Annotated in this window: 22 protein-coding genes, 1 tRNA gene, 2 rRNA genes, 4 pseudogenes, 1 riboswitch and 1 other annotated feature; of the genes and pseudogenes, 7 read left to right on the top strand and 22 right to left on the bottom strand. The window is 44.1% G+C overall.

Features of this window, described 5'->3' with window-relative positions; translation table 11 throughout:
• Positions 1-141 precede the first annotated feature (141 nt).
• From AN618_RS08245 to AN618_RS08255, 3 genes are all read right to left on the bottom strand, one after another.
• The gene (locus AN618_RS08245) at positions 142-1,467 is read right to left on the bottom strand and encodes an S-layer homology domain-containing protein (protein WP_066353821.1); all 1,326 of its coding nucleotides are present in this window, start codon (positions 1,465-1,467) and stop codon (positions 142-144) included.
• A 113-nt stretch (positions 1,468-1,580) separates the two neighbouring features.
• The gene (locus tag AN618_RS08250) at positions 1,581-2,333 is read right to left on the bottom strand and encodes an ABC transporter ATP-binding protein (protein ID WP_066353822.1); all 753 of its coding nucleotides are present in this window, start codon (positions 2,331-2,333) and stop codon (positions 1,581-1,583) included.
• Positions 2,317-3,027: an ABC transporter permease gene (locus tag AN618_RS08255; RefSeq protein ID WP_066353825.1), complete on the bottom strand. Its 711-nt coding sequence runs from the start codon at positions 3,025-3,027 to the stop codon at positions 2,317-2,319. The genes AN618_RS08250 and AN618_RS08255 overlap by 17 nt, the downstream gene beginning before the upstream one ends.
• Before the next feature lie 293 nt (positions 3,028-3,320).
• On the opposite strand from AN618_RS08255, the gene AN618_RS08265 reads away from it, so the two are divergent.
• Entirely contained in the window at positions 3,321-4,736 is a 1,416-nt protein-coding gene (locus AN618_RS08265) for a glycosyltransferase family 2 protein (RefSeq protein WP_066353829.1), read from the top strand.
• Between the two features lie 72 nt (positions 4,737-4,808).
• Here the strand turns inward: AN618_RS08265 and AN618_RS08270 are convergent, their stop codons facing one another.
• Positions 4,809-5,327 carry a polysaccharide deacetylase family protein gene (locus AN618_RS08270; RefSeq protein WP_066353831.1) on the bottom strand — a complete coding sequence of 173 codons (519 nt, stop codon included), beginning with the start codon at positions 5,325-5,327 and terminating at the stop codon, positions 4,809-4,811.
• Between the two features lie 671 nt (positions 5,328-5,998).
• Here AN618_RS08270 and AN618_RS13115 point away from each other — a divergent pair.
• Positions 5,999-6,142: pseudogene (locus tag AN618_RS13115) on the top strand (site-specific integrase); the annotation flags it as partial.
• A gap of 95 nt (positions 6,143-6,237) precedes the next feature.
• Here the strand turns inward: AN618_RS13115 and AN618_RS08275 are convergent.
• A tRNA-Thr gene (locus AN618_RS08275) sits at positions 6,238-6,312 on the bottom strand.
• Positions 6,313-6,602: 290 nt separating this feature from the next.
• Here AN618_RS08275 and AN618_RS08280 point away from each other — a divergent pair.
• Positions 6,603-7,991, top strand: a complete 1,389-nt coding sequence (locus AN618_RS08280; RefSeq protein ID WP_066353832.1) for a hypothetical protein — start codon at positions 6,603-6,605, stop codon at positions 7,989-7,991.
• A gap of 53 nt (positions 7,992-8,044) precedes the next feature.
• Here AN618_RS08280 and AN618_RS08285 read toward each other — a convergent pair whose 3' ends face one another.
• Entirely contained in the window at positions 8,045-8,857 is an 813-nt protein-coding gene (locus tag AN618_RS08285) for a lipid II flippase Amj family protein (protein ID WP_066353834.1), read from the bottom strand.
• Between the two features lie 148 nt (positions 8,858-9,005).
• On the opposite strand from AN618_RS08285, the gene AN618_RS08290 reads away from it, so the two are divergent.
• Together AN618_RS08290 and AN618_RS08295 are read left to right on the top strand one after the other, a co-directional pair.
• Positions 9,006-9,959, top strand: coding sequence for a glycosyl hydrolase family 18 protein (locus AN618_RS08290; RefSeq protein WP_066353836.1), 954 nt, complete (start codon positions 9,006-9,008; stop codon positions 9,957-9,959).
• A gap of 55 nt (positions 9,960-10,014) precedes the next feature.
• Positions 10,015-10,257 carry a DUF1540 domain-containing protein gene (locus tag AN618_RS08295; protein ID WP_066353837.1) on the top strand — a complete coding sequence of 81 codons (243 nt, stop codon included), beginning with the start codon at positions 10,015-10,017 and terminating at the stop codon, positions 10,255-10,257.
• A gap of 23 nt (positions 10,258-10,280) precedes the next feature.
• Here AN618_RS08295 and AN618_RS13120 read toward each other — a convergent pair whose 3' ends face one another.
• The 10 genes and pseudogenes from AN618_RS13120 to AN618_RS14020 all read right to left on the bottom strand — a co-directional run bounded on the left by AN618_RS13120 (position 10,281) and on the right by AN618_RS14020 (position 18,982).
• The gene (locus AN618_RS13120) at positions 10,281-10,430 is read right to left on the bottom strand and encodes a hypothetical protein (RefSeq protein ID WP_157081678.1); all 150 of its coding nucleotides are present in this window, start codon (positions 10,428-10,430) and stop codon (positions 10,281-10,283) included.
• Between the two features lie 114 nt (positions 10,431-10,544).
• Positions 10,545-10,725, bottom strand: a riboswitch (Lysine riboswitch).
• 95 nt (positions 10,726-10,820) lie between these two features.
• Positions 10,821-12,101, bottom strand: coding sequence for a serine--tRNA ligase (gene serS / locus AN618_RS08305; protein ID WP_066353839.1), 1,281 nt, complete (start codon positions 12,099-12,101; stop codon positions 10,821-10,823).
• 47 nt (positions 12,102-12,148) lie between these two features.
• Positions 12,149-12,355: a binding site (T-box leader), on the bottom strand.
• Between the two features lie 116 nt (positions 12,356-12,471).
• The gene (locus AN618_RS08315; protein ID WP_066353842.1) at positions 12,472-12,849 is read right to left on the bottom strand and encodes a MerR family transcriptional regulator; all 378 of its coding nucleotides are present in this window, start codon (positions 12,847-12,849) and stop codon (positions 12,472-12,474) included.
• 116 nt (positions 12,850-12,965) lie between these two features.
• Positions 12,966-13,223, bottom strand: a pseudogene (locus AN618_RS08320) (aldo/keto reductase); the annotation flags it as partial.
• Positions 13,224-13,241: 18 nt separating this feature from the next.
• Positions 13,242-13,772, bottom strand: coding sequence for a flavodoxin (locus AN618_RS08325; protein WP_066353845.1), 531 nt, complete (start codon positions 13,770-13,772; stop codon positions 13,242-13,244).
• A 30-nt stretch (positions 13,773-13,802) separates the two neighbouring features.
• A complete protein-coding gene (locus AN618_RS14010) occupies positions 13,803-14,780 on the bottom strand; it encodes an alpha/beta hydrolase (protein ID WP_425402673.1) in 978 nt (325 codons plus the stop codon).
• A 357-nt stretch (positions 14,781-15,137) separates the two neighbouring features.
• Positions 15,138-15,710: pseudogene (locus AN618_RS14015) on the bottom strand (alpha/beta hydrolase); the annotation flags it as partial.
• 51 nt (positions 15,711-15,761) lie between these two features.
• Positions 15,762-16,619, bottom strand: a complete 858-nt coding sequence (locus AN618_RS08335; RefSeq protein WP_066353846.1) for an aldo/keto reductase — start codon at positions 16,617-16,619, stop codon at positions 15,762-15,764.
• 26 nt (positions 16,620-16,645) lie between these two features.
• A complete protein-coding gene (locus AN618_RS08340; protein ID WP_066353847.1) occupies positions 16,646-17,851 on the bottom strand; it encodes an iron-containing alcohol dehydrogenase in 1,206 nt (401 codons plus the stop codon).
• A 137-nt stretch (positions 17,852-17,988) separates the two neighbouring features.
• A pseudogene (locus AN618_RS14020) lies at positions 17,989-18,982 on the bottom strand (aldo/keto reductase).
• Positions 18,983-19,198: 216 nt separating this feature from the next.
• Between AN618_RS14020 and AN618_RS08350 the strand changes: the two are divergent.
• Positions 19,199-19,681, top strand: coding sequence for an ECF transporter S component (locus AN618_RS08350; protein WP_066353849.1), 483 nt, complete (start codon positions 19,199-19,201; stop codon positions 19,679-19,681).
• 29 nt (positions 19,682-19,710) lie between these two features.
• The gene (locus AN618_RS08355; protein ID WP_066353851.1) at positions 19,711-20,718 is read left to right on the top strand and encodes an AIR synthase family protein; all 1,008 of its coding nucleotides are present in this window, start codon (positions 19,711-19,713) and stop codon (positions 20,716-20,718) included.
• Positions 20,719-20,732: 14 nt separating this feature from the next.
• Here AN618_RS08355 and AN618_RS08360 read toward each other — a convergent pair whose 3' ends face one another.
• The 6 genes from AN618_RS08360 to AN618_RS08385 all read right to left on the bottom strand — a co-directional run.
• Entirely contained in the window at positions 20,733-20,963 is a 231-nt protein-coding gene (locus AN618_RS08360) for a FeoA family protein (protein ID WP_066353853.1), read from the bottom strand.
• Positions 20,953-21,138 carry a hypothetical protein gene (locus AN618_RS08365; RefSeq protein ID WP_066353854.1) on the bottom strand — a complete coding sequence of 62 codons (186 nt, stop codon included), beginning with the start codon at positions 21,136-21,138 and terminating at the stop codon, positions 20,953-20,955. Before AN618_RS08365 ends, AN618_RS08360 begins: the two co-directional genes overlap by 11 nt.
• Positions 21,139-22,605, bottom strand: coding sequence for a ferrous iron transporter B (locus tag AN618_RS08370; RefSeq protein ID WP_066353855.1), 1,467 nt, complete (start codon positions 22,603-22,605; stop codon positions 21,139-21,141). It lies immediately after the preceding gene.
• A complete protein-coding gene (locus tag AN618_RS08375) occupies positions 22,583-23,179 on the bottom strand; it encodes a FeoB small GTPase domain-containing protein (RefSeq protein WP_066353856.1) in 597 nt (198 codons plus the stop codon). The genes AN618_RS08370 and AN618_RS08375 overlap by 23 nt, the downstream gene beginning before the upstream one ends.
• A gap of 256 nt (positions 23,180-23,435) precedes the next feature.
• Positions 23,436-23,550: ribosomal RNA gene (gene rrf, locus AN618_RS08380) — 5S ribosomal RNA — on the bottom strand.
• A 62-nt stretch (positions 23,551-23,612) separates the two neighbouring features.
• Positions 23,613-23,784: ribosomal RNA gene (locus tag AN618_RS08385) — 23S ribosomal RNA — on the bottom strand; the annotation flags it as partial.

Consider the following 23,784-nt stretch of genomic DNA (forward strand, 5'->3'; position numbering starts at 1 on the left):
GGTTAGATGGTTTCACGGATTCCATCTCCTTTCATTTTTTTCCTTTTGTCTATATATTCTACAAAAACCAAGTAATTCCTTCTTTTGAAGAAAAAAGGGCGATAAGATCGCCCTTTCTCCCGCTTACCCCGTTTTTATGCTTTATTTTATCACTTTAATACTGATGGCCTCGTTTTTTTGAGCCGCAAGTTCGACATACGACCCTTCTTCCAGTTCCGAAAGCTCCACCCGTTTTCCTCCAATCTCTATATAAGTTTCGCCGGTAACTTCAAAGGTTAAGGTATTCTTATCGGTAACTACAAACCAATCATCAACCTCCAAAAGCGGACCTCTCATATATATGGAAGCACCCTGTTTTACTTCGCCCAAAACCACTATTTTTTCGCCGACATAATCCTCGAGGCGGTCCGTATCTCCCACCAGCACGAACCTATCGTATTCAGTCTCTAGTTCCAAGTGCCGCCCCTCTATATCGCTTTCCTTTAACACACCGACGTAACCTTTTTCTACTTTATCGTAGGTTAATAGACTTACGGTTTGTTTCCTTTCCTCTACATCCACCACTATTCCCTTCGCCGTGGTGGTAATCTTCTTGCTTATAACCTGGATGAACACCACCTTGCCTTCTTCATTAAAGATAAGTTCCACTTCGTCGCCGGAGCTTATCTTTTCAATGTCGCCGTATTTGCCGTTAATATAAACCGGGATGTCTTCTTCCAAATCATAAGTGGTTGTTCTTCCCTCTTTGCTTACTGTAATTGTCATGTCATCCCGGTCCACCAAAACGACCACGAAGACGGATTCTTTCTCCCCATCTTCCTTCAGGAGCTCGTCCAGGCTGTTTATTATTACCGCCATTTCAGCTCTGCTTATGGCCTTGTTGGGTTGGAAAACGTGTCCAGGATACCCCTTCATCAACCCTAACTCTACCATCACGTAAACGTACCCAACAGCATCATCAGGTATGGCTTTGGCATCTTTGAAGGAGAGCTTTTCGTTCATGTGCTGCTTTGCCTCGTCTTCTCTTCCAATGGCCCGGACGACATATTTTGCAACTTCGTATCTTTTTGCGGGCTCATTGGGGCGAAAGTTTTTAAGTTCCTCCGGCTTTACTATCCCCTTTTCCACCGCCAGGTTCAGGTAATAGTAAGCATCTTTCCACGGCAATTTTAACTTGGTTATATATTCGGGCAATTTGGCGTTGCGGTCTATTTCTCCTTCCCATCCCATAATCCTTAAGGCCATTATTATTGCTTCAAGATGGGTAACTGAATTTCTCGGTTTGAACCAACCTCCCGGGTACCCCTTTATTATGCCCTTGGCATACATCTTTTCAATGGAAAACCGGGCCCAGTCCCATTCTTTTCCCACATCCTTAAAACCGCGATTTTGTTTGGCTTCCGCCACCGGGGCCGTCAATGATACCACCAACATCATTATAAGTAGCCCCGCAATGAATCTTTTCATATTTCAATGCCCCCTTCCCGTGCATTTGTATTTTACTTTCCGTTATATAGATACGTAAAAGGCATTTTCCTTTTCGGGTTAAATTTATTGTGTAACAATAATGTAACAGTATTTTAAAGCAAATGTAACATTTTAGCTTTAGATCTTTCCCATGCCTGGATAAATCTTTTAAGTTCATCGGTTAGGGGGTTTTCTACCAATTCTAGCGGGGTACCTTCCTGCACCACCTTCCCCCCCATGAGTACCATGACTCGATTTGCAAATAGCAAAACCTCCTCCAGGTCGTGGGTTATAAAAAGTGTGGTGATTCCCGTTGTCTTCAGCGCTTCAAAAAAGTCAGCTATCAGTGACTCCCTTATAAATACATCCAGGTTTGAAAAAGGTTCATCCAAAAATAACACCTCCGGCTCTAATGCAAAAGCTCTAGCAAGGCTAACCCGTTGAGCTTCGCCGCCCGAAAGGGACCTAGCCCATCTATTGCTTAGCTTTTCAGCTTTAAACCTTTCCAGCCAGTATTCGGCCTTTTCCATGGCTACACGCTGATTTACACCGCGTATTTTTAATCCCAAAGTTATATTCTCCAAAACCGTAGCATTGAGAAACAGCGGCTCCTGAAAAACAACAGCCATTTTTCGCCTAATCCTTACCCTGTCTTTACGAGCTACTTTTTCTCCCTTAAAATAGATCTCTCCCCGCTGTGGCACCTGAAGGAGAGCCATGACCCTAAGCAGAGTGCTTTTCCCCGCCCCGTTAGGACCTATCACCGCAAAAATTTCTCCCTTATTCAATCCTATCCTTTTTACGTCCAGCAAGACTCTTTCCCTACTCTTTACATTGATGTCCTTTCCTTCAATTACCGTATTCATCTTTATGCCTCCGCTGCTGTAAATAAGTTAATGCCAGGGTGCCCAAGTATGCCATAAGCAGCAAAATAAAACTGAGCGCAAGAGCATCCTCGAAATTGCCCTTGCTGGTCTCAAGGACTATAGCGGTGGTAAGCACCCTGGTGTACCCGGCAATGTTTCCGCCTACCATCATGGAAGCGCCCACCTCTGAAATAACGGCTCCAAAACCTGCTATGACCGCCGCCAATATGGAGTACCTCGCCTCCCTTACCATTAAAAAAAGCATCTGCAAGGGAGTGGCTCCCAGTGCCATTATATGCCATCTCAACTTCTTATCTACCTGCTGTAGTGCGGCGGTAACCAATGCCATTATCACGGGCGTGGCTATCACTGTCTGCGCGATGACAATTGCAGTCGGCGTATATATGAGGCGTAGGCGCCCTAAGGGGCCGCTGCGCCACAGCAAAAGGCACACCCAGAGCCCTACCACGGTAGGAGGAAGTCCCATCCCGAGATTGGCAAGACTGATTAAAATTTTTTTTCCCGGAAAATCCTTCAGTGCTATGAAAAACGCAACCGGCAATGAAATAGCAAGACTTATTAGTGTCGCAATTCCCGACACTTTCAAAGTAAAAAGGGTTATCCGGTATATATCCGCATCCAGCGTAACGAGCATCAGTACCGCTTTTTTCACACCCTCAACGATTGTATCCATCAAAACCGCCTCGCTTTTTCTGCGTTGTGCTTATTTTTACATAATGCTTTTCTATAATAATTCTATAAAAAATATGGGATATCCTTTTTTCGAAACCAAAAAAACGGAAAAAACGCATAAATTTGAGGGTATGCTATCATAAAAAAGCATTTGCTTTTGTTTTCGGCTCAAAAGTGTAAAAGTTACGGGGTTTTTGTTCTGTAATTCACTTCCTTTTAAGTCTTTTAAAGTATATAATGTATTTTGGTGTTTCTTCGAGAAAATCAATCTGCGACTATAACAGGGGGGATAAAATGGGACTCCCAGAAAAAATATACCTCTTTACAGTGGGGCTGTATATTTTCTTCTTTTTTCTTTTCCTGCGCTATTTTCTTTGGGAAAACTATGCAAGAAAGCATTACTGGTGCAAAAGGCGGACCATAACGCTGTTCGAATTGAAAAAATTAGCAAGGGAAAAGAAAAAAAAGCTTCCAATGTTTTCTATCCTTGTACCCGCGCGGGAAGAGGCAGAAGTAATCGGTCAAACGATTGAACATTTATCCAAGTTAAATTACCCACCCAATTTACTTGAGATAATAATTATAACCGATGAAAAGGAACTGCAAAAGGGCGCTTCCGTAACGACCCAGCAGGTGGTGGAGGCAAAAATTCAGGAATTTAAAAAAAGAAAAAACGTCCCCGTTTTAAAACATGTAATCGTGCCTTACGATTTTGACGGTTATTACGGTGGAACTTTGACCGGAAAAGTCGTTCCTTCTACCAAAGGAAGGGCGTTGAATTACGGACTCGCCTTCATAGACAAAAATTCCGATATCTGCGGATTTTATGACGCCGAAAGTCATCCAGAACTAGACGTATTGCTTTACATAGCTTACCGGTGGCTGATTTCCGACAAGAAGAACCTCATATGGCAGGGGCCGGTTTTCCAAGTTAGAAATTTCTTTTTCCTGAGCCCTATTACAAAAATCGCATCCCTTTACCAGGCTTTGGCCCATGAATGGTATTTACCGGTGCTCATGAGACAACTTCCCTTTGTAGGCGGAACGAACCTTTTCATAGAGTCGAGGCTTCTACGCGAAATAGGAGGATTTGATTATAACGCTCTTACGGAAGACCTGGAAATAGGCGTGAGGGCCTTTTTAGAAAGGGATGCTTGGCCGGAGTATTTTCCGTACGTCAGCACCGAACAGACGCCTCAAACCTATAAAGCCTTTTTCCGCCAGCGTTTGAGGTGGGCTTCCGGCCATATTCAGGTTGTCGAGAAATTTAAAAACACTTTCACCTACGATCTTCATAAAAAGAACCGCATTCTAAAAACCCTGCTTTTAAAGGGAGAAATAGAGTGGATTTTGTACCAGCTTGCGGTGCTGGTACCGCCGGCAATATTTTTGCTGAGTTTGAAAGGATGGGTCAAACCTGTTGCAATTCCCGGATACATAAATTACCTGCTGAAATCCTTTGTGTTCATTTACGTGGGATTCACATATTACATCTATTTCCGCTACTTGCGGTACATGAAAGACAGGGGGCCGTTAAGAAAGCTGCTGGCCATAGTGGAACTTCTCGCACTGCCGCTTGCCGCCTTTTTGCTGCCGCTACCCTACTCTTACGCTTTGGTATTGCGTGCACTCAACCGCCAGCCGAAGACATGGTGCAAAACCCCGCGCACGCGTGAAATACCCGACGTCACCCTTACAATGTATAAATAAATGTATAAATAAAGGCTAAGGAAAAACCACCTGCGCAATCAAAAAAGCAGGTGGTTTTTAGTTTAAAGAGCCTCAATCAAATCCCCTTCTTCTCAGTTCATCAATTATTCTCTGCAGTACATTTGGAGTATCGGAAGCGGCATTGTGCATTAGTATAATCGCGCCATTTACAACATTTGACACCACCCTGTTTACTATAGCATCTGGACCCGGATTTTGCCAATCCAGAGAATCTACAGTCCACATTATCGTCCGATAACCTAAGCCTGCAGCGACATTTAAGAGGGTCTGATTGTATTCACCGAAAGGTGGTCGAAATAGATTAGTTTTTATGCCAATTACTCTCTCAATCGCCTTTTCCGCTTCGCCTAAGGATTTCAAGAATTCTCTGGTTTGATTGTCACCGTAGGTCGAATCGAAAGTAAAGGCGACCATTCTTTTGGTGCTGTTTTCCCTGAATACTGGTGTTGTAAGTCCCGCCGTCGGAACCAAAATCTGCTGTCCCATCCTTAAGTTGTTCGGATCTATACCCGGATTAGCACCAACTAGAGCCCCAACTGTGGTCCCGTACCTTCTTGCAATCGAATACAAAGTACTCCTCCCCTAATAGTGTAACGGAAGAAACCAGAAGGAACGTCAGGCAGCTTAGCCTCCGGCGGCAGCAGTAATCACTGCCTATGGAAAATCTGATTCGGATTCTCGATGTCGTTCAACCTCACAATTTGCTCCACCGTTACCCCGGTACGCTGAGCAATCGAATACAGCGTATCGCTGGGCTATACCACATATGTTTTAACCCCCGCTGGAGGAGGTTCAGGTTCTGTTCCTTCTACCTCAATTAATAATTTTTGTCCTGGTACTATGAGATTTGGGTTCGTAAGATTATTCATTTCAATAATTGATTGCGGTGTCACTCATAACGCCTTGCAATTCCGCAAATTGTACCCCTCGGTTGAACCGTGTACTCGATGATGGGCATTTCCCAGCCCTCCTAAATTTTATAAGTTAACTTCATCCTATAAGCAGCATACGTTAAACCGCTCAAAGATGTGTTTATAATCCGCAAATTATCTTCCCTGTCTGATATGCCTCCGATAGGACTCCAACAATATTTTCATTGCCGTTTAAGCTTCGACATATCGGCAAGCAGGCAGAAAATAAATAAAGAGGGTATGTGCCGCAAAGTCCGGCACTTCCCTCTTTATATCCTAGCAATGCAATTATCGGGAAGTATTTTATTTTAACCGCCTCCACGCAAGCCGCTTTTGAAAGCGGGAGTAGTCGTAAAGATAATTTCGGAAAGGCTCGGACACAGCAGCGTAAGGATAACCTATGATTTATACTCACACCTTATGCCCGGTATGCAGAGGACAGCCGTCGAGAAACTGGAACAGCTGCTCAAATAATCCCGGATTCCCGGGTTTTTTTATTTTGGGCGTGAAACTGGGCGGAAACTAATCAAAAAAGCTTCCTGGAAAAATCCCGGAAGCCTTATGTTCACTGGAGCTGATGGTGGGATTCGAACCCACGACCTGCGCATTACGAGTGCGCTGCTCTGCCACTGAGCTACATCAGCCCACGCAATATATTTTACATCCTTTGCGATATCTAGTCAATAATTTATTTCATACTAATAAAATCCAGTATACTTCCGCATATATTTATAGTATAATAGTTATTCAAAAATAGCTATAAAAAATTTTTTTTTGACAAGAAGGAAGTATGAGTAATTTGTCGAATTTAATAATAAAAAGTTTTTGCTCATCTTTGATGAGGAGGTGGTTAACTCAGCAAGTTCTTGCTGTTAACAAAATAATAATTCCTTAAAATCCAAACCTGTGAAAAATAGTAAAGAGGAGGATTCGGATGACGTTAGCTCATTGGATTTACGCCTTGGGCACATTAGCGGTAGTTATCACAATGATTTTTAGGCGAAACGTCTTAATCCCGTGCATAATTTCGACATTCTTGATTGGACTGTTATTTACGGGTTCTTTTGTTGAAGCAGTAGTTGTGGTTTTCAAGGCAAACCTAACGGCCCTCTTCGAACTCGGAAGCATATTCCTCATAATCGCTTTAATGATGGCGATGTTAAAGTCGCTGAGCGTAACCGGAGCCGACGAGCTTTTGGTATCACCTTTGAAAAAAATGATGGTATCTCCTTTCGTAAGTTACGTTGTGCTGATTTTGTCAACTTATGTAATATCACTTTTCTTCTGGCCTACACCGGCGGTTCCATTGATAGGTACTCTTCTGGTGCCGGCGGCTATAGAAGCCGGTCTTCCCCCAATGGTTGCCGCAATGGCTCTGGCTCTTGCAGGACAGGGAATGGCTCTGTCGGGAGACTTCATTATTCAGGGTGCTCCGGGCCTTTCGGCAAAAGCTGCTGGAATACCCGTTTCAATGGTTACGAGCGACGGTGCAATTCTTTCATTGATTACCGGTATAACCGCAATCATTATAGGTTATATAATGGTGAGAAAAGACATTGAGTCGTTCAGAGTAAAAGGCGCTAAGCAATCTTCGTCCGCCGAGCCGAATCCAGCTGTCCAAGTTCATACAGGTGAAAAGAAAGGCCAAAACTATGCCGCCCTTTTGGTCGCACTTTTAGTTGTATCCATGGCTGCGGTAGTTTTTGCCATGTTCCGCTTCAACATTAGAGGTGGAGATGCTTCAGCCCTTTTAGGCGGAACCGCCGTGTTGATAATGACCGTTGCCACACTGCTTGTAGAAGGTATTGGAGGCTTTGATAAGATAGCGGACCACCTGACCGACGGGCTTGTATTCGCCTTCAAAGTAATGGGCCAGATACTTCCCATTGCAGGATTCTTCTTCCTCGGGAATCCGGAAGCAGTTGTAAAAATTTTAGGTGAAGGGGCTCCGGGATATCTATTCGATATTGGAAAGATATTGGCCAGCTATATACCAGCCAAAGGATTCCTGGCCGCTTTCGGTATGCTGATACTGGGAATAATCACCGGACTTGACGGGTCCGGCTTTTCGGGGTTGCCAATGACCGGAACGCTAGCGGGGGCCATGGCTGCCGGCAATCAATCGGTGGCATCCGCACTGGCGGCCGTAGGCCAGATGGGTGCAATATGGTCCGGCGGCGGTACAATCATTGCATGGAGCTCGCTGGTAGCCGTAGCTGGAATAGTCGGAGTACCTGTACTGGATTTGGCGCGGAAAAATTTCATTCCCGTAGTCATCGGCATGACGGTGTCGACTATAGCAGCCGTTCTGTTCCTGATGTAACAATCTAAAAATATTAGCGGGGTTTTATCCCCGCTTTTTATTTTTTTTATAATTTAAACCAAAAATTTTGTTAGCAAAACAACTATTTTTGATGCGGGTAGAAAAATGAACTGGCTCAGCAAAGTTCCGAGAATTTTTCCCGCCACTAAAAGCACCACCATTGTATTTGCTTCCTGTCTTTCTCGCATGCCCTGCAGGGTCTGGTCCGTAATCATGGCGGCCTGAGGGTCCACCACCACTGCCAGCAGGATGGTAGCAGCGCCGTTTATAATCCCCGAAAGCTGGCTGGCAGTGATGCGGTAATCGGGAAGAAGGGCTCCCGCATAAATTGCCGATAAAACTCCGATGGTAGATACGGATGTAATTATCAAGTTAAGGATTAAGAAAGTCGGAGGAATCCTGTCAAAGCGAAGACGTTTCAATACGCCGATTCCCGGTTTTTTAAAGCTTCTCTTTATTTTCTTAAAAGAACCCTGATACACCGCACTAGATATTAGGACCGGCACGGACCCTGCCCGCTCCAGCGCCATTATACCCTTTGAAAAAATCTCGACAAAGCTGGGTATCAGCGCCGCCCCCACAATACTACCCACCGTAGCTGAGAATATTATCATCCTGAAGTCCTTGAGCAGCAAACTCACCTGGCCGTGAGCTATGGCCCTGTCCACCATGCTACCCAGCAAGGGCGCCTGTATCATGTTGGCCGTCCTGGCCACCAGCACTATTATATTAAAAAGCGACAAAGCCATGGCCAGTCTTTTCGTTTTTATTCCGGCGAGTCTCACGGAATAAGAGAGGGTATCTATTATGTGTATGGTTGCTGTAAAAAGTATCACGGCAATGAGCCTATCCATATTCTCTTCCATATTTTAATTCTCCCGGCCATCTTTTATCACCCTGTATCCCTTCCAGCATATTATATAACTAGAAAAGAAGCAAATCAAGAAGGCTTGTGTTTCCAAACCGGCCCTTAATCCCGAAGGGCTTTATTAGTTTCAGAGAGGGGGTTTTATATTGAATGATTCTAATTGCAAATATCGCGAAAATAATTGGTATTACATTTCTACAAGCCAGGCTCTCAAGGCTTTGGAAATTCACGCCTATGAAATCGACTTTCTCATTCCCTTTTGGTACGGCATAACCGAAAAAGGTACGTTAGTAGACCAATCCCAATTAGAAGCTTTATTAATTGCCCGTAGGAGCAAACTCCCCATTCTGCCGATAGTGCACAATTTTTCGGACCCTCAGATGGCCGGCCTCATCCACGAGGTTTTGACTACTCCCAATATCAGGCAAAACCTCATATTTTCGATCGAAAACCTTTTGATAACCCAAAATTATGCAGGGGTTAACATAGATTTTGAATTCGTGCCGCCTGAAGATAGGTCTTACGTTAACACTTTTATGGAAGAGCTGTACCGCCGGCTTTCGCCTAGATTCAGGGTCACGATCTCCGTCCCGGCCCAGCTGGAAGACAATCCCCGGCATCCCTTTTCGGGAGCCTTCGATTACGGAACCCTTTCGCGGTTTGCCGACCAGCTAAACATCCTGGCGTACGACGAACACTTCAGCACTCCAGGGCCGGTGGCATCCATAGGATTTGTAAGAAGGGTTCTAGATTATGCCATAACGAAAATCCCCAGGCACAAAATAAAACTTGGAATGGCTGTTTACGGCTACGACTGGGTGGAAACGGGCGGTATGCCGCGCACCCTGTCCTATCAGTCAGCGGTGAATCTCGCCCGGCAGTACGGTGCCACCATAATCTACGATGAAGATGCTCAGGAATCCACTTTTACCTATACTGCCTATGGCGTAAGGCACATCGTCTGGTTCGAAGATTCAAGAAGCTTTTCGGCAAAACTGGACCTGGTAATCCGCTATAACCTGGGCGGTATTGGAGTTTGGCGTCTCGGACTGGAAGACCCCCGGGTGTGGGAGGTTATACGAAAAAAATTCCCCGTATAACCAAACGTCAAATAAGAAAAATTATAATTGAGAAATATGAAAAGGAGGTATCCCGATGGCCAGAATTCACTGCAGCGTTTCCAACTGCCATTATTGGAAAAGTGGAAACATCTGCGACGCCTCGGAAATCATGATCACTTCCGACAAGGTAGGGGACGAGATGCCCGACAGTTTCGACGCCATGCAGGCCTCGAACGCCCCGCAGACCCCCGTTTCATCCTGCATGGAGACCTGCTGCAAAACCTTTGTGGCGGCGGGAAGTGCGGCCAGGAACGTAGACGGGATATACAGGAAATAGCGCACCTTATGGTGCGCTATTTCCTAATTTATATCAACCCACATCAATTCCTTTATCAAGCCGGCGTAAATTTCGGCCATATCTTTCTGGCAGAAATATACTTTTTCGGACTCGGCAAATTTCCTCAAGAAATCCACGATATCCTCACAATATAGCAAGCCATTCTCAACCATATTTTCACTCCATTCCAAGTTTAGTCAATCATGATATAATCATAATATGCAAAAAACGGCTGCAGTACTACCACAGCCGTTAGGGGTCAAATAACACTACCCTCCCTTCCCCCGGCGTGTGATAGCGCTCCACCTGAAGCCCGGGCAGCTTCAGGTGACAGTACTGCATCTGTTCGATGCAGTCCCAGCCCAGCAGCCCGCCAGCTGCAGGACTTCGGCGGTGACCCCTTTCGCCCGCTTCACCGGCCGCCGCCTCCACGGGTTACTCTTGATACACCGCGCCTCTACCGCACCCCTTGACGAGATGAGGTATTAATTTTTAATTTATTGATTTTATTTTATATTGATGAGCAGCAAAAGTCAAGAAAAAATGCGCCTTCCGGCGCATTTTCATTTTGCAGTTATAACCTCCATTCCGCCCATGTAAGGCCTCAGCACCTCGGGTATTACTACCGAGCCGTCGGGCTGCTGGAAGTTTTCAAGTATAGCCGCGGTCGTCCTGCCCACCGCGAGTCCCGAACCGTTGAGGGTATGGACGTACTGGGGTTTTGCTCCCTTTTCGGGCCTGTATCGGATGTTGGCTCTCCGGGCCTGGTAATCTTTGAAGTTGCTGCACGATGAAATTTCCACGTAACGGTTGTAGCTCGGCATCCAGACTTCAATATCGTACGTCTTTGCCGATGCGAAGCCCAAATCTCCGGTGCATAAAGCCACTACCCTGTAAGGCAATCCCAAAAGCTGCAGCACTTCTTCCGCATCTTTCGTCAATTTTTCTAGCTCTTCCATGGACTTATCTGGTTCTGTGAATTTCACCAGTTCCACTTTGTTGAACTGGTGCTGCCTTATAATTCCCCGCGTATCCCTGCCGGCGGACCCGGCTTCAGCTCTGAAACATCCGCTGTAAGCTACGTAGTATATGGGAAGGTCGTCTTTCTCCAGTATTTCGTTCATGTGAAGATTGGTTACCGGCACCTCCGCAGTAGGAATGAGGAAATAGTCGGTGTTGTTGTAAAGTTTAAACGCTTCCTCCTCAAATTTCGGCAGCTGCCCGGTCCCGGTCATGCTGGCCCTATTTACAATAAAGGGCGGAAATATTTCCCTATAACCGTGCTTTTCTATGTGAAGGTCCAGCATGAAGTTGATTAAAGCCCTCTCCAGCCTCGCTCCTGCCCCTTTATACACCACAAACCTGGAACCCGTTATTTTCGCAGCCCGCTCAAAATCCAATATGTCCAGTGCCTCTCCCAATTCCCAGTGGGGCTTGGGCTCGAAATCAAACTTCCGGGGCTCACCCCAGCGCCTTATCTCTACGTTGTCCGCATCGCTTTCGCCCACGGGCACCGACTCGTCGGGAATGTTCGGAATCATCAAGAGGAGCTGCTGGAGCTTTTCTTCTATTTCCTTAACGCGGTCATCCATCTCTTTTATCTTTCCCGAAACTTCCCTCATCTTTTCTATGAGGTCATCGGCCGGCTCGCCCTGTTTTTTCCTGCGGGCTATCTCCTCGGATTCCCTGTTGCGCAAGCTTTTGAGCTGCTCGACCTCTACCAGGAGAGTTCTCCTTTCTTCGTCGAGTTTCAAAAATTCTTCGAGGTTTGTCTGAGTCCCTCTTTTTTCTAGGGCTATTTTTACTTCTTCGGGATTGGAGCGTATCAATTTAATATCCAGCATTCTCCTACCTCCTTTTCGTATGGTTGAAAATAAAAAAATCCTCTACCCTTAGGGGCGAGAGGATTATCCCGCGGTGCCACCCTTGTTGGCGCTCGATTTTTATAACGGCCTTTGCCGTCACCTTCTACCAGCCAGAGTCGGCCTTCAAAGGCGCTGCTTCGGGGCGGAACTCCGACTACTTCCCTGCCGGCTCGCACCGGCCGCCGGCTCTCTGAAAGGGACCGTAGCACGGCTTTCCCCTGCATCGCATTTTTACGATGTCCACTTTTGTTAATTATTATTATATCAAACATTGCAGAAAAATCAACTTTTACAGTTTTTAAGCCGAACTTCCGTATCACCCACACGTCTAAGTTATATTTCAGATATTTTATCTTTTTAACCTATTTTCTATTGGAACAAGCTTAGTTTCATATTCTTTAATTTTAAGATTTAACCTTTCCAGTGCCTTCTTCATCTCTTCAATACGGGAGAGGAGTTTCTCCCGTTGCTCGATAAGGATTTGTTTTCTAGCCTCTATGGTTTCGTCGCCTTGCTGGAGTAGCGTAACGTATTCGACCAACGTTTCAACTTGAACACCTGCGCTGCGCATACATTTAACGAATTCAATCCACTTACAGTCTTCCTCAGTATAATCCCGGATACCGCTCTCGTTGCGATTTACCCTGGGGATCAGTCCTATACGCTCATAGTAGCGGAGTGTATCCGGTGAAAGACCAAATTTTTTGCTTACTTCCCCAATCGTCATGTAGTTCCACCTCCAATGTTCAATATTATTTAATACTTTGAGTTAGCTCAAAACCAAGTATTCTTAATTAAGAGCAAAACCCTCTTTTGCTCAATTCGATCGCATGAGGAAAACCTTTTAATACCGAATTTGGTAGCGATGACTACCTTTCCCTTGTATGGAGCAAGCGCTTCACCTACTAACTCCTCATTCACATATGGTCCATAAACTTCAGCAGTGTCAAAGAAAGTAACACCACGGTCAATCGCCGCATGAATAAGCTTAATCATTTCTTTCTTGTCTGCCGCCGGGCCATAACCATAACTCATTCCCATGCATCCTAAACCAATAGCAGAAACCTCAAGGCCGCTGTTTCCTAATTTACGTTTTTCCAATTCTATTTCCCCTTTCGTCTATGGTATCAAATCAAGTCTTTTAAGCCAGTCTGCAATATCTTTGTCTGCCCTGTGAACATTGCTACCTCGAATGGCTATACCGGGCAGTACCTTGGCATTCGGGCAAAGTTTTTTGATGTCGTGCTCACTGCTTCCCATTCCACTGCCTTCATGGGTGCAAAACGGAGCAATGGTCCTTCCCGCGAAATCGTAAGACTCTAAAAATGTAAACACCGCCATCGGCATTGTTCCCCACCAATTGGGATAGCCGAGGAAAATTACATCATAAGAACTTATGTCGTCCAGCTTATTTGCAAGCTCTGGCCTGGCATTCTGCCTTTTTTCTTCCTTTGCTACTTCTGTTGTTTCGTAGTAATCTTCCGGATATTGCTTTACTGTTTTTATTTCAAATATGTCACCACCAGTAAGTTCATGTATTTTCTTTGCTACTATTTCTGTATTTCCAATCGGCAGATTTATAATTCTACCATTGACATAATTATTCCCTTTACGAGAAAAATAAGCGATGAGAATTTTCGAATTTGGCATTTTCTATCCCTCCTATGATTTTTGCCAATGTTATTTTTTCATATGTTTTTCCCAAAACTTAATAGCATCATTTATCCATCCCTCTGCGATAGTTCCTTCCCCAAGTCCAAATCCATGTGGGAGTCCAGGAAAGATTTTTATTTCCGCATCAATTCCATAGTTCTTAATCCTATTGATTCTTTCTTCCATTGTTTTGTAAGATGCAATCCAATCATTTGTACCCACACATGCAAATGTTGGAGGTTCCCTTCCCGTCACTTCCGTCAAACCAGTATACTGCATAATGACAACTGCAGGACGTGGATATCTCTTCTCACCAAAGCTCTCTGTACCATAGCTTCCAAGCCATGCTGCCACACGTGCTCCAGCAGAGCCTCCCCACAGCGAATAGTCTTCCATATCTATTCCGAGTTTGTCGGCATTCTCATGTAGGAAAGCAATTGCCCTTGCAAGATCCTCACAAGCAGTCTGTGCACCAGGACGATAAATTAAAGCAAATGCGTTATACCCTTTTTTACTTAGTTCAAGAGCATGTGGAAAACTATCTTGCATTGCACCCACATATACAAACCCTCCACCTGCCACGATAATCGCTGTTTTTGCACCTTTTTTGCCGCGGAAAAAGAATAATCCTGTATTTTTTTTGTCAGGATCCTGTAATTTTTCTTCATCGGAATAAATATCATAGAAAATAGTGTCTCCCGATTCAGCCCGTTCTTGCAGATAATTCACAATTTCTACTGTTTTATTTGGATTGATGTTGTTATACCACATAAGTGAGAGTTCCCCAAGAGTATCACCACTGTAATAATTTTTATCAGTTGGAAAAAGAAGTCTACCAAAATTTTTGAAAGCTGGATATTTAATTACGTCTTCGATTTTTGTATTTGCAGTGAAAACTTTATAATGATGGTCTTTCCCCAAGTTCGAGCGAACCTCCTGCTGTTCCTCTTTTGTTTTATCTTGAGCGTCCCAGAATGCTTTTAACCCATTATAGATATATTCCATTGCAGCCCTCATATCATGAGAATAGCCCTGTTTGATGCGAAACGCAAAATTACCGTCAGCTCTATCATCGACGACGATAAAATAAGGGGATGCTCTCATAAGATCTGTTCTTGCTTTATCGTAGCTATATGCAAAATCATTAGTTCCTGTCATCACAAGAACGAAATAATCGTGAGGATTATGCCGGTCAGCTGCAGAAAAGATCTCTTCATCATCAAGAGTTGTCCCACAGCTTATCGGCAGGAAATAGCGAAAGTAATCAAGTCCATATTGAAATGTCCGCCAGGTTGCGACTACGCCCATTGAAAACCCACCAAATCCACGGTGATCACGTGATGCCATAAGATCTTTTTTAGATGTACTTGCAGCATAGGTGCTGTATGTTCCTTCTATCGCGGGGATTAGATCATTTAATAACTCGTTATGGTAATTTTTTGTCAGCTGCATAGCTAAAGAAAAATTACTGGAATCCAATCCGTTTTCATTTGTATTGTTATAGGTCGGACATACTATGATCAGCGGTTTGATCTCGCCTGCAGCAATTGCATTATCAATAACGTTCTTAAGTGGGGATGGACTGTTCGGGGTTCCGAGCATCGAAGTCTCATCTCCCCATCCACCATGCATCAAATAAAATACGTCATATTTCTGATTTTCGTTATAACCATATGGAAGATATACAATCGCATGTCTTTTAAGAGGTTTTGATTTTTTAAAGTAAGAAAAAGACTCATAGGTATCGTAATACAAATCTACCAATGTTCCAGGTTGTTTTGACACTTTAAAATATTCGTCTGGAATTTCTCTTAGTACTTGTGGAATTTTTATATTTTCTGTCCTCATCTCATTCGAAGACTCTGCTACATTGTCACAGGCAACAAGCAATAACCCTATGAGAAAAATCAGGTCTGTAGTTATGATTTTTCTCATTTTTTCCCTCCCTTTAAATATACATCTTAAAGTCCTTTCAGCTGTAATATCTTATCTTTTTAATGAACAAATCCATTTGACAACTTCAGGGTCTCTATGTGAAAAGAATGCACTTTTCTTTTTGTCCAGTATCGTAATTTTCTCCATATCATCTTGACTCAATTTGAAGTCAAACACATTGATGTTTTCTAACATTCTCTCTTTTCGAATGGTCTTTGGAATTGCGACAATGCCTCTCTGAATTAGCCATCTGAGAATCACCTGTGCAACGGTTTTATTATATTTCTCTGCAATGGATTTGAGTACCTCATTTTGGAAGATATTATTTTTCCCTTCTGCAAAAGGAGCCCAAGCCTCAGGTTGTATGTTGTACCTCTTCATGAATTCAATATCTTCATGCCTCTGGTAGAAAGGATGTATTTCAATTTGATTTATAGCGGGGACTACCTCATGATGAACTATCAAATCCATCAAACGATCTGGTTGAAAGTTACTTACACCTATTGCTCTAATAAATCCTTCACGGTATAGTTCCTCCATAGCACGCCAAGCACAATGTACATCTCCAAAGGGTTGGTGAATTAGATAAAGGTCAATGTAATCGAGCTGGAGCTTTTTTAGCGATTTTTCAAATGCTTTCTTTGCAGAATCGTATCCTGCGTCTTGTACCCACAGTTTTGTGGTGATGAAGAGTTCTTCTCTTTTCACTATTCCCTCTTCGATAGCTCTCTTCACAGCCTTGCCAACCGCCTCTTCATTCATATATGAAGCTGCAGTATCAAACAAGCGATAACCCACCTTGATTGCCTCATATACAACCTGTTCACATTGTTCAAAATCCGTAATCTGAAAAACTCCAAAACCCAATATAGGCATTTCAACACCGTTACTTAAAATGACCTTTTCCATTATTTGAAACCTCCTCACTAAATTAATTACATTGCCATACGTAGTATTTCTACAATTTCTTCTTTTCTAAGAGGTGGACGACCAGGGAGTTTCCCTTCTTCATCACAAATAACTTCCAAAGTCTTATCAGCCCAGTAGGAAAGCATTTCTTCAGTAATTTCTCCAATTCCTAATTCAGACAAGCGTGTAGGACAACCTATTGAACGTAAAAACTCCTCAAACCTATCAATACCCTCCATAGCAAGGCTCAAATCATCTTTTCCCATTGCCGAAATGCCAAATATGCGCTGAGCAAACTGTGCAAATCGTTCTGGGCGAAATCTTGCTGCAAAGCGCATCCATGCTGGGTTTACTACTGCCAGCCCTGCTCCATGGGGAACATCGTATAGTGCAGAAAGTGTGTGCTCAATCATGTGTACCGGTGCTGAATAATTTGTTCCAACCTGTACCCACCCATTTAGAGCAACTATTGATGCCCACTGCACTTGAATACGTGCCTCTATATTACTTCCATCGCTAACTGCTTTAGGTCCCCATTCCATGACTGTAATAATAACCCCTTCAGCAAATCTATCTTGAATAGGAGTTCCATCTATACCATTAAAATAACCTTCTGTTACATGCGTTATTATGTCACAAACACCATAAGCAGTTTGTATTTTTGGAACTGTTATAGTAAGTTCAGGATCTACAACAGCTACTTTTGGATACAGAACTTCAGTTTTAATAAATGTCTTTAGTTTTTCTTCTTCATCATCAATTGTTATTACAGCACCACAGTTCATTTCAGAGCCAGTTGCTGCAAGCGTTGGAACTGTTATAATTGGAAGAGCTTTCTCTGGAAGCCTTTGTACTTTTCCTGCACGCATAAGCATATCTCTTGGATGACCTTTATAAAAAACTGTAGCTGCAATAACCTTTGAGGCATCCATGACACTACCGCCACCCATGCCTATAACTACATCACATTCTTCTTTTTTTGCCAGTTCTGTAGCGCGCATCACAGTTGACAGACGTGGGTTTGGCTCAACACCAGAGAACTCTACTACAGATACACTTGCTGCTTTGAGACTTCCTACTGCTCGATCAAACGCTCCGCTTTTCTTTACACTTCCACCACCAGTGACAAGCAGGGCCTTTTTACCATATTGACTAACTACTTTACCTAACTGTTCTAATGAACCTGCTCCAAAGATAAGCCGGGTTGGATTATAAAACTCAAATTTCATCATGGGCAATGCCTCCTTTTTCAGTCCCTCAAACCATTTGTATATTACTCTCCCACCTTCCCAATCTCCAAACACAACGGTTTCATTATACAGTTTGAAATTTTCGGGAATATCAACACTGCTTAGAGATTTTAAAGGATTTATCGATATGTCATTCTTTCTGCCTCCTCCGGATATCGCCCACCCTGGATAGAAATTTTTGAAAGTGCTTCATTTATCTCTCTTAATTCTTCTTCAGTAAATGTTATAGATACAGAACCTATATTTTCTTTGAGTCGTTCAAGTTTTGTTGTATCAGGAATTGGAACAATCCAAGGTTTTTGAGCTAAAAGCCAAGCTAAAGCTATTTGTGCAGGAGTTGCTTGCTTTCTGCGGGCAATTTCCTTTATAAAGTCAACAAGAGCAAGGTTTGCCCGTATTGCTTCAGGTTGAAAACGAGGAATACTGCTACGTATATCTGTTGAATCAAATTGAGTTTTCTCATATAGTTCCTGTAAGAAATCCCTTCCCAAGTGGACTGTAAGGAACAAAACCAATACCCAATTCCTCACATGTTGGCAGTACTTCTTCCTCAGGCTTCCTCCACCATAGAGAATACTCACTTTGAACAGCGGCAACTGGACAAATAGCATGAGCTCGGCGAATAGTTTCTGCACTTGCCTCCGACAATCCAAAGTATCTTACTTTCCCTTCCTGGATTAGGTCTTTTACTGCTCCAGCTACCTCTTCAATGGGCACATTCGGGTCAACAGGGTGTTGGTAGTAAAGATCAATTACCTCTACTTTAAGACGCTTTAAAGATCCTTCTACAGCTTTTTTGATGTGTTCGGGGCGGCTGTTAAGTCCTCTCCAGCCCGGTCTTCCATCAGGATATAAGTCATATCCAAACTATGTGGCAATCACAACCTCACCTTTAAACGGCTCTAAAGCTTCTCCTACAAGTTCTTCATTAGTATATGGTCCATAAACCTCAGTAGTATCAAAAAAGGTAACACCCAATTCTACTGCCTTGCGTATAAGCGCAATCATCTCCTTCCTGTCGGGAAGAGGATTCTGGCCAAAACTCATTCGCATACATCCTAATCCAATTGCAGAAACTTCAAGACCAGATTTACCAAGTTTTCGCTTTACCATAGGTAAACCCTCCTGTGCTTTTATCTACAATTTAGAGTATACTTGCTGGAGTAAACTCCAAGTCAATACTTGATAAAGAAATCAAAGGATAATTCAGATCGTAGTCTAAATCGCATATATTAATATTCGCCAATTTAAATGGGTAAAACTTCAGTTTCATCCTTTTTTATAGTATAATAACAGATAATAGAAGCAATTTTTTGCGGAGGAGTACATATGAACAAATCCATAAAAATGCTGGCATTTATGGGACTTTTCATGGCATTGCTGGTAGTAGCAACAGTAGTAGTGAGCTTCCCCGTCCCAACTTTTAATCTGTATTTCAATTTGGGAGAATCAGTAATATATCTCGTGGCATTAGTTTACGGCGCAATACCTGCTGCCGTAATCGGAAGCGTAGGCTCGGCCTTATCCGATATACTCAAAGGCTATCCAATGTGGGCTCCCATTACGTTTTTTATAAAAGGGACAGAAGGTTTCATAGCCGGATATTTCGCACGCAGGTTCAACCCGTTTGCCGGTGTAGTTATGGGTGCGGTTTTCATGATGGCGGGCTATGCCATGGCGGCCTGGAAGCTTTACGGTCCGGGTGCTGTGCCCGTAGAACTTGCGGGCGACTTTTTCCAGGTGTCGGTTGGAGCAATCATAGCTTTGCTCCTCTACAAAAGGATGAAGAACTTTCTTATCAAAGACAATTAAGATATTATGATATGCAGGAGTTGTGCAATATGAAAACCGGCAAAATACCCCCGGAAATTCTTAAAAAAACCGTATATCCCTTCCTTGGAGAAAAAAGAAGTGAAGTACTGGTTCACTCCGGTTTCGGTGAAGATTGCTGTGTCATTGATTTTGGAGACTACGTTGCGGTAGCCTCTTCCGACCCCATAACCGGCGCGGATACGGAAGGAGGTTACTTTTCCGTTTTCGTCGCGTGCAATGACGTAGCGGCATGCGGAGCAAAGCCCGTAGGAATTCTTATAACGCTGCTTCTCCCCGAAGGAAGCAGCGAAAGTATGCTCCTTAAAATCATGGAGAGCATCGACAGGGCATGTAGAGAAATAGGAATAGAAGTTTTAGGAGGCCACACGGAAGTTACTCCGGCTGTAACGAAGCCAGTAATTTCCGCCACGGCTATCGGAATGGCAAGGAAGGACGGTTTCGTTACATCAGCCGGCGCAAAACCGGGCGACGATATCATTGTAACTAAATACATAGGTCTTGAAGGCACCGCCATTCTGGCTTTAGACTTCGAAAAATTCCTGAGAGAAAAGCTCCCGGAAGAAACTGTTAAAAAAGCTCAAAGCCTGGTAAAAAATATAAGTGTAATAGAAGATGGACTTACCGCCAGCGCCATAGGAGTTTCCGCAATGCACGACATAACCGAAGGGGGACTTTTAGGAGCTATCTGGGAAATAACCGAAGCTTCAGGGGTAGGCGCTGAAATATACGCCGACAGAATCCCAATTCTCCCGGAAACCCAGGCTATCTGCCAGGTCTTCGAGATTGACCCGCTAGCTCTCATATCAAGCGGTTCGATGTTAATATGTACCAGTAAAGGCCAGGAAGTGGTGAAGGCCCTTAAGGAAAAATCCATCCCGGCCACCATAATAGGCAGTGTCACTTCAAACGGCCGGTATATATTAAAGTCGGGGCAAAAATTTCCCATAACGCCTCCCGAAAGGGACGAACTTTACAGAGCCATTGAAAAAATAAAGACATCGATGCAAAAAAAATAGTGCCGTCAAAGGCACTATTTTTTTACGACAATGATGCTCCTTGCAATTGCCTCATCGGCCGCTATACGGGTGTTCCCTACCTTTATAACGTAAGAGGGAAACTTCTGCAAAAGAACCACTTTCATTCCCGGAAGCACTCCCAGAGCCATGAGTTTTTTCAGGATTTTATCATCGGCGGAATCTATCCGGGCTATCGTTGCATCGTCACCAACTTTGAGCTCGGTCAGATTTCTTTCACCGTTCATTATTATTTTGCCTCCTTTTCCTCAACCACCTGAAAAGACCGCTGGGCTTTACCATTTCGTAACCGCACCTTGGGCATTTAACCTTCCCGCAGTGCCCGGCCATGGGACATCCCACGCAGCCCTTGGTCCCTTCTTGTTCTTCATTAAATTCATAACCGCAAAAATCGCACCTCACTTACCAGGCCACCCCCGCTGCTTTCAGAATAAGGTTGAGGATGTACCCCGCGAAAAATGCAAAGGGGAATATGAAAGCCACGATTGCCAAAGTAGTCTTTAACCCCCGTTCTTTCAGCATCACCGAAAACTGCGCTATGCATGGCACGAAGAGCGTCAGGGTGACCGATGCCACGGTCATTTGAACTCCGTTCAGGACGCCGTTTTTTTGCAGATCGTATAATCCAGCAGCACCGTAGTCTCTCCTGAAGAATCCGAAAAGGAAGGCCTCTGCCGTTTCAGGCGGCAACCCAAGAGCCATCATTAGCGGTTCCGACCACCGGATTATTGCGTCGAAGACTCCTGTCATCCTGCCTATCCATATTAAAACGCTTGCGATTATAAAGACTGGCACTATCTCGAGAAAATACCACTGCATGCGCGATACGGTCTTTTCGATGATGTTTCCTATCCTTGGCCACCTTAGAGGAGGTATCTCCATGTAGAATACCGGTTTTTCACCGGGAAGGACCTGGGCGGCAAGGTAGCCCACCAGCACAAAAACCATCGCTATAAATAAGGCCCATACGGCTAAAGCTGCGGGCTTGCCCGAAAGCATGCCCATTATAACTCCGAGCTGCGCGGAACACGGGATGGCCAAGGCCAGGAGCAACGTGGCTATTACCCTCTCGCGGCGGGTTTCCAGCGTCCTGCTTACCAGTGTGGCCATGGTATCGCAGCCGAATCCCAGAGTCATCGGAATTACTGCCCTTCCGTTCAAACCGATGGACTTAAACAATCTATCTACCAGCAAAGCCAGCCTCGGCAGATATCCCGAATCTTCAATTATTGAAAACATCAGGAAAAATGTTCCGACAATAGGCAATATGATGGCCAACGCGTATCTCAAGCCAAGGGTGATTATGCCGTATTCCATAGCCAAAAGTTCGCGAATTGCCTCGTTAGAAATGTATACCGTTACAAGGGAATTCACCCATGGATTTATATAGTTTTCAAATATGTTACCCTCTATAAAGTCCACGAGTGTGCCAGCCCCGAACTCGCCGACGAACTTATAAAGTCCAAAATACAGGACCAAAAGAAGTATGGGAATCCCCGTCAGAGGCTGGACCGTTATCCTGTCCAGCCAGTTAGAAATGAGCTTTTTAGAATCGCGTCTAGTGACTACCACTTTCGACACTATTTCATCCACTTTTTTCTGCCTCTGGACAGTTATAACGTAATACAGCGGCTCAGAAAAAAGCATTTTCGTCCTTTTTATTATTTCGCTTATTTCAGGAAAACTGCTTTCCCTGGATTTTACGATTTCCTTTATTTCCTCGTCTTCCTGGAGCAATAAAAGCGCAACCGAGCGCTTGGAGATGTTATAGTTCGATTTTAAATTCTTTTCTATTTCCCTTATAGCCTTTTCTATACGGTCATCGTATTTAAATGCGTTGCAGTTTTCAAGCAGCTCGTTTTTTGACATATTGCGCCACCTTCTTTCTCAGCAAATCCATTCCTCTATTCAACGCCGCCGATGTCCCCACAACGGGAATCCCTATGAGTGCTTCTAGTTTTTCGATATCTATTTCTCTTCCAATCTGCTGCGCTTCGTCCATCATATTGACGACAAGCATCACCGGAAGTCCCGCCTCTTTCAGTTGCAGGGTCATCGAAAGCATTCTCTCCAAATTTTTAGCGTCGACGACGTGAAGGACGATGTCCGGTTTTTCGTTCAAAAGCAGGGTCCTGGTTACCCTTTCCTCTTCCGTTATCGGCATAAGCGAGTACATGCCGGGTGTATCCACCACCTCGAACAATTCTCCTCCTATGCGGCATGTTCCCTTAAATACCTCCACGGTGGTTCCAGGATAATTAGAAACTGTAGCGTAAGCTCCGGTTAGCCTGTTAAATATAACGCTTTTACCTACATTGGGAGTACCCACCAGCACCATTTTCCTCTTGAAAATTTGCTTTTCAGATATTTTTGAGTCACCGTGACTTCTTCCTAATATCTTCCCGAGTAGGCTTTTCTTGCTTCCCTGATTGCAACAATTCACGAAACCTCTCCCCCTTGATAATCATTCTCATTTGGCGGGCAAAAAAAATTATTCATCTTTAATAAATTTATTCAGCCTCAGCCACCGGTATAACTATTGAGAATCATTTTCATCAATCCCAATTTAAATTATAAACTAGCTTTCACGATATGTCAAGCATGAATTTATACTAAATCAGTAGAGATTCTTCTACCTCTAGGATAAACATAAAAAGCGGCCCAACTAAAGAGGCCGCTCTTAAAACAAAAATAAAAGATTTCGGCAGCGTCCTACTCTCCCGGGGAATACTCCCCAGTACCATCGGCGCTGGAGGGCTTAACCTGTGTGTTCGAAATGGGAACCGGTGTTCCCCCTCCGCTATGGCCACCGAAATCTTCTTCCCTCTATTCACTTCTCACTGCACTCTCAAAATCACACAGTGGGTATGTCATCCTTGGTCAAGCCCTCGACTGATTAGTACCGGTCGGCTCAAGGCCTTACAGCCCTTACACCCCCGGCCTATCTACCTGGTCGTCTCCCAGGTGTCTTACCCCCTTCTCAGGGTGGGATACCTTATCTTGGGGTGGGCTTCGCACTTAGATGCCTTCAGTGCTTATCCCCTCCGG

This window comes from Fervidicola ferrireducens (assembly GCF_001562425.1).
GTDB lineage: Bacteria > Bacillota > Thermosediminibacteria > Thermosediminibacterales > Thermosediminibacteraceae > Fervidicola > Fervidicola ferrireducens.